Source organism: Acinetobacter lwoffii, from assembly GCF_024129435.1.
Classification (GTDB): Bacteria; Pseudomonadota; Gammaproteobacteria; order Pseudomonadales; family Moraxellaceae; genus Acinetobacter; species Acinetobacter lwoffii_F.
In genome coordinates this window covers 1-5,531 of the sequence record NZ_JAMXXN010000051.1, presented here as the reverse complement: position 1 = coordinate 5,531, position 5,531 = coordinate 1, and the positions used below count along the sequence as shown (strand labels likewise).

Annotated in this window: 7 protein-coding genes; 3 read left to right on the top strand and 4 right to left on the bottom strand. The window is 36.5% G+C overall.

Features of this window, described 5'->3' with window-relative positions:
* Window positions 1-204 precede the first annotated feature (204 nt).
* From NI455_RS15020 to NI455_RS15010, 3 genes are all read right to left on the bottom strand, one after another.
* A complete protein-coding gene (locus tag NI455_RS15020) occupies window positions 205-495 on the bottom strand; it encodes an addiction module antidote protein (RefSeq protein WP_004787581.1) in 291 nt (96 codons plus the stop codon).
* 3 nt (window positions 496-498) lie between these two features.
* Window positions 499-795 carry a type II toxin-antitoxin system RelE/ParE family toxin gene (locus NI455_RS15015; protein ID WP_004787583.1) on the bottom strand — a complete coding sequence of 99 codons (297 nt, stop codon included), beginning with the start codon at window positions 793-795 and terminating at the stop codon, window positions 499-501.
* A gap of 323 nt (window positions 796-1,118) precedes the next feature.
* A complete protein-coding gene (locus tag NI455_RS15010; protein WP_004787586.1) occupies window positions 1,119-1,760 on the bottom strand; it encodes a TetR/AcrR family transcriptional regulator C-terminal domain-containing protein in 642 nt (213 codons plus the stop codon).
* A 65-nt stretch (window positions 1,761-1,825) separates the two neighbouring features.
* On the opposite strand from NI455_RS15010, the gene tet(39) reads away from it, so the two are divergent.
* From tet(39) to NI455_RS14995, 3 genes are all read left to right on the top strand, one after another.
* On the top strand, window positions 1,826-3,013 hold the full coding sequence (tet(39), locus tag NI455_RS15005; RefSeq protein WP_004856455.1) for a tetracycline efflux MFS transporter Tet(39): 1,188 nt from the start codon (window positions 1,826-1,828) through the stop codon (window positions 3,011-3,013).
* A gap of 749 nt (window positions 3,014-3,762) precedes the next feature.
* Window positions 3,763-4,686, top strand: a complete 924-nt coding sequence (repM, locus tag NI455_RS15000) for a replication initiation protein RepM (protein WP_004856439.1) — start codon at window positions 3,763-3,765, stop codon at window positions 4,684-4,686.
* A complete protein-coding gene (locus tag NI455_RS14995; RefSeq protein WP_004856442.1) occupies window positions 4,683-4,979 on the top strand; it encodes a hypothetical protein in 297 nt (98 codons plus the stop codon). Before repM ends, NI455_RS14995 begins: the two co-directional genes overlap by 4 nt.
* Here NI455_RS14995 and NI455_RS14990 read toward each other — a convergent pair.
* On the bottom strand, window positions 4,976-5,260 hold the full coding sequence (locus tag NI455_RS14990) for a DUF8583 domain-containing protein (RefSeq protein WP_004856445.1): 285 nt from the start codon (window positions 5,258-5,260) through the stop codon (window positions 4,976-4,978). The genes NI455_RS14995 and NI455_RS14990 overlap by 4 nt on opposite strands.
* Window positions 5,261-5,531: the final 271 nt, after the last annotated feature.

The window sequence follows — 5,531 nt, the reverse complement described above, 5'->3', positions numbered from 1 at the left end:
TGACTGGTGTCAGATCGACCCTAAAAAATACTAGTTGATCGGTACTTTGCTTGGTTTTTCTCATTACAAATCAAATTACAGCAAGCGCAAAGTTGCCCGACTTTGAAACATGGCTTTAGCCATCTTTCAAAGCATCGAGCTGAAATTTCGCATAAGAGATTTTATGTTAAATAAGATGGAACTTAGACAAAATTTTATTAATAGTTATGCATTCTGCACAGTTAGTTTTAGACCTAAAGCATTTACTACACGATTAATCGTATCAAAACGAGGTGCTGAATCTTGACGGAGTGCTTTGTAAAGTGCTTCACGTCCAATTCCTGCTTCTTTAGCGATTTGAGTCATACCACGAGCTTTAGCAATTACACCAAGTGCATGAGCTAGTTCAGCAGGGTCATTCTCTTCAAGAACCATATTAAGATACATTACAATATCTTCTTCACTCTTAAGTGCTTCTGCCATGTCAAAGCTAGGTAGATCAGCTATTTTAACCATTTTTCAATCCTCTAAAGATTTTGATAAATCAACAGCTCGTTCTATATCCTTTTGCTGTGTAGATTTATCACCACCTCCAAGCATCACAATGATTACATCACCATGTTTGATGTAATACATGCGCCAACCTGGTCCGAAGAACTCTCGCATTTCCCAAACACCTTCTTGAAGATGCTTTACATCGCCCCAATTACCACGCTGAACCTTATCTAATCTTCGATTCAGTTTAAGACGGGTCATACTGTCTTTAATGCTATCTAGCCATTCATCAAATTCAGGGAGACGTTTAATCTCGGTCATGAAAGTTCCTCTTTATTGTATTCGATCGAATACACAACATTATAATGAATATATTTTATGAGTAAATGAAATAATAAGAATATATTTTATCAATTGATTATTTAATAACCTATGTTCTTGGCAAAAGGTATCAAACCTGCTCATAAAAAAGCCGACTTGTTTCTAAGTCGGCTTTTTACTGTTTTTGAAGTCAGTCAAAATTTTATAACTATATGAAAAACAATAATATTTTAAATTGCGTTTCGTATAAGCTCTATTATGTTAAATAATTAAGGATAAAAGCTTTATTACTAAATAGAACAGTTGCTTAAAGCAGTATAGAGTTAAGTTTGCATTTTAATATCAAGTTGTCTTTCAGCACCGATAATCACCATACGAATCCCATTTTCAAAAATGTCATCCGCATTCATATTTTGTAAGGTATTCACTCCTTGGAGCATGAGTGGATATATAGTTGGATCGGCTTCGAATGGTGGGTCTGATCTTATTTCTTCTTGCTGCTCCTCAAGGACCCACCCAACAATAAACCTTCCTAATGTCATAAGTAATGCAACTGCTTCAACAGGAGAAAACCCAGCATGAGATAACAGCGCAACTTGGGCCTCAATCGTGTTGAAATGTCCTTGACTGGGGCTAGTTCTTGCATGTAGACGAGCACCATCACGGTAAGCTAGTAGTGCTCGACGAAAGCTTACAGAATTAGCGAGCAACCAATCTTGCCATGTCATCCCATCGATGGGTAAAGAAACTAAATGGTGTTCATTTATAATGGTTTCCGCCATTGCTTCCATTAACAAGGATTTATTCTTGAAATGCCAATATAGAGTTGGAGATTTAATACCCAATCGTTGAGCTAGCTTGCGTGTGGTTATTGAATCTATGCCTTCTTCATTCAACATATCCAATGCGGTACGCAGGACTATTTCACGTGTCAGACGTTGAGGTGCAATATCTTTTTTACTCATAAATCTATCACTGATAGGGAGTGTGTGAGAGAATATTAATTCTATCATTGCTAGAGAAGGCATTTGTGAAGAAATCATTGAGCGTGATTTTAATCACTATATTTCTGGATGCTGTTGGGATTGGTTTAATTATGCCGATCTTGCCTGAATTATTACGGTCATTGGCTGGAGCTGAAGCAGGCGGTGTTCACTATGGTGCTTTATTAGCTGTGTATGCTCTGATGCAGTTCATTTTTGCACCTATCCTTGGAGCGTTGAGTGACCGATTTGGACGTCGACCTGTATTAATTATTTCAATTGCTGGTGCAACGGCTGATTATCTCCTAATGGCTGCTGCTCCTTCTCTATTGTGGCTATATATTGGTCGTATTTTTGCGGGAATTACAGGTGCCAACATGGCTGTTGCAACAGCTTATGTTTCAGATATTACTCCAGCCCATGAGCGTGCAAAAAGGTTTGGTCTCCTTGGAGCTGTCTTTGGTATTGGGTTTATAGCGGGTCCGGTAATAGGTGGAGTTTTGGGTGAATGGAACTTACATGCACCGTTCTTTGCTGCTGCTTTTATGAATGGGATTAATTTAATAATGACAGCAGTCTTATTAAAAGAATCAAAACACAGCAATAAAATGACTGAGAAGGTTCAGGAGCAATCAATATTAAAGAAATTATCCTATTTGATCACTCAACCTAATATGGCTCCATTGCTTGGTATCTTTTTAATTATCACATTGGTTTCACAAGTCCCCGCAACTTTATGGGTTATCTATGGGCAGGATCGTTATGGCTGGAGTATATTTATTGCAGGTGTTTCCCTTGCTAGTTATGGAATATGCCATTCTATTGCACAGGCTTTTGCTATCGCCCCTATGGTAAAGAGGTTTGGAGAGAAAAATACGTTGTTATGTGGAATAGCTTGCGATGCAATTGGTTTACTTCTTTTATCTATTGCTGTTGAAGAATGGGTGCCTTTTGCGTTGTTACCATTGTTTGCCCTTGGTGGAGTAGCCGTTCCTGCTTTGCAAGCAATGATGTCCAGAGGTATTAGTGATGAAAGACAAGGTGAATTACAAGGGCTATTAAGCAGTTTTAATAGTCTGGGGGCTATAATTGGTCCTGTATTAGTTACTAGCCTCTATTTTATGACTCAGGCATCAGCTCCTGGAATGGTATGGGCATTAGCTGCAATACTTTATGTAATCACCCTACCCTTATTGCTTAAGTATCGCCTGAATAAATATTCTGGAGTTCCATAAAATATTTAATTTATTGGTTTAAAAACTAATGGATTCTATAGTTTATCTAAAATTAACATAATACACCTTATCCGAAATGCTTAGATATTTTCATTATCTTTCAATGTTATAGTCAATACTTAATAGCCCGAAACGTCATGCTCGGGCTTTTTTTATGATTCTTCACGTTCCACGACTAATATTTCATCAATGTTTCACAACTTTGATTAGCTCCAGTAAATAATTAAAACCTAGATAATAAGAACCGAGCGAGTGTCTACGAGCGATTGAGCATCATCAAAATTTCGACCTCGCTTTTTCTCTGATTACAAGCTCCCTTTCGATTTTAAACGGTAGTTACAGAGCATCCCGAATGGGTGCGAACTTTGGAGCTTTTGCTTTTCAAAAAGTATGAGCGAAGCGAATACATTACCAATGCTTTTGCTTTTAGATTTCATAAACAGGATTAACCAAAAACTGCCCCATGAAGCGAGGAACGAGCTTCAATAGAGTACGAGCTTTAGCGAGTACATAGGGCAGTTTTAAGCACTCCCCTCTTTTTAATATTTTTTAATTTTTTAATTTTTAGCCTCTACAATTAATTGATATATAAGAATAAAAATAGCAATAAGTACACCTTTATCTTGCAATAAGTACACCTTTATCTTGCAATAAGTACACCTTTATCTTGCAATAAGTACACCTTTATCTTGCAAAGTGACACTCAATAAAATAGAGTGTACTTATATATTTAAAAAACATGTGTGCTTATGAAAAAGGAACTAGTCGTTAAAGATAATGCACTAATAAATGCCAGTTATAATTTAGACCTATCAGAACAACGTTTAATACTGTTAGCCATACTTGAAGCTAGGCAATCAAATACACCCAATGATAAAGATTTGACGATTCATGCTGAAAGCTATATCAACCATTTCAATGTTCATAGAAATACAGCCTATAAAGTTCTTAAAGATGCTTGCAAAAGCCTATTTGATCGTAGATTTAGCTATCAAAAGCTGACTCAAAAGGGCAACATTGAGAATGTAATAAGTCGATGGGTACAACGAATATCTTATGTAGAAAATGAAGCTCTTGTTCGTATTAAGTTTTCTGATGATGTTGTACCGTTGATTACAAATTTAGAAAAACACTTCACCAGTTATGAACTAGAGCAAGTCAGCAGTTTAACTAGTGTTTACGCTATACGCTTGTATGAGTTGCTTATCGCATGGCGTAGTACAGGCAAAGTGACTATGGTAGAGCTAGAAGAGCTAAGATTAAAATTAGGCATAGAACCCAACGAATACAAGAGAATGGGGCAATTTAAAGAAAAAGTTTTACACCTTGCCATTGATCAAATTAATGAGTACACAGATATAAAAGCAGAGTATGAACAACACAAACGTGGTCGTTCAATTATTGGTTTTTCATTTAAGTTTAAGCAAAAATCACAGCCGAAAAAATTAGATTCTAAGCGTGACCCAAACACACCTGACTTTTTTGTCAAAATGACCGATGCACAACGCCATTTATTTGCCAATAAAATGTCAGAAATGCCTGAAATGGGGAAATATTCACAAGGTACAGAAAGCTACCAACAATTTGCTATCCGTATAGCAGATATGCTTTTAGAGCCTGAAAAATTCAGAGAGCTTTATCCAATATTAGAAAAATCAGGATTTCAGCCATGATTAAATTAAACAACCTATCAACTGATCTAAAACATGTGACCGTTGAATACCTCGACATCGTAAATTATGAAATTGCGAGGGAAAATATATGCGGTTATATCTTCCTATTATCTCGAATATCCAAAAATGCAGAACCCACCAAAAAAATGCAGATGGAAAGCAAAATACAGGACTTAATTTACTATCGAGATAATTTGCAGATAGAGGACAAAGACAATATTCAAAAGGTTTTAAATACGCTCATTCCCGAGTATCAAGCCGAACAGAACAACCAAACAGCTAAGAAAAATTAGGCTTCAATATCGGGCAAATCAAAAAGCTGTCTATCTCTATTTTCTGTTAAATATTCGTTGAGTTCAGCGAGTATTTTTTCTTTATTGGCTTCATTAGATTGCATCTTTTTAATTAAGTAAGAACCGAGCAAAATTTTACGTCTTGTATCGTCCTTTCTTTCTTGTTCCTTTTGCTTGGTTTTTTCTCTTGCATCAATAGCCTGTTTTTGAGCTTTTAACTGTTTCAACTTTTCTAATTGGGCTTCAATTTTCTTTTCGATATTTTCAGCAGATTTTGTCATAACGGTTAATTTCGGGATATAGAAAACCACTCAAGCATAAAACCCTATGAATTGAAATTCAAGCGGGCTATATGCTATCGTGTTTTTCATGAAATGCGCACTTACGACTTGAACAAAGTTCAAGTCAAAGTTGCGCAAGGGGACACCCCTTAACCCCAAAAAACTGCTACGCAATTTTTTAAAAGCAAAAGCACCCCAAGGCGACTGCATGGCAATTTATCATTGTTCCACTAAAACGGTGAACCGAAGTTCGGGGCGAACTGCGGTTGCA

Excerpts from the sequence above, each read along its gene's own strand:
- repM (WP_004856439.1), top strand. The coding sequence starts at position 3,763 with ATGAAAAAGGAACTAGTCGTTAAAGATAATGCACTAATAAATGCCAGT.
- NI455_RS15020 (WP_004787581.1), bottom strand. The coding sequence starts at position 495 with ATGGTTAAAATAGCTGATCTACCTAGCTTTGACATGGCAGAAGCACTT.
- NI455_RS15010 (WP_004787586.1), bottom strand. The coding sequence starts at position 1,760 with ATGAGTAAAAAAGATATTGCACCTCAACGTCTGACACGTGAAATAGTC.
- NI455_RS15015 (WP_004787583.1), bottom strand. The coding sequence starts at position 795 with ATGACCGAGATTAAACGTCTCCCTGAATTTGATGAATGGCTAGATAGC.
- NI455_RS14995 (WP_004856442.1), top strand. The coding sequence starts at position 4,683 with ATGATTAAATTAAACAACCTATCAACTGATCTAAAACATGTGACCGTT.
- NI455_RS14990 (WP_004856445.1), bottom strand. The coding sequence starts at position 5,260 with ATGACAAAATCTGCTGAAAATATCGAAAAGAAAATTGAAGCCCAATTA.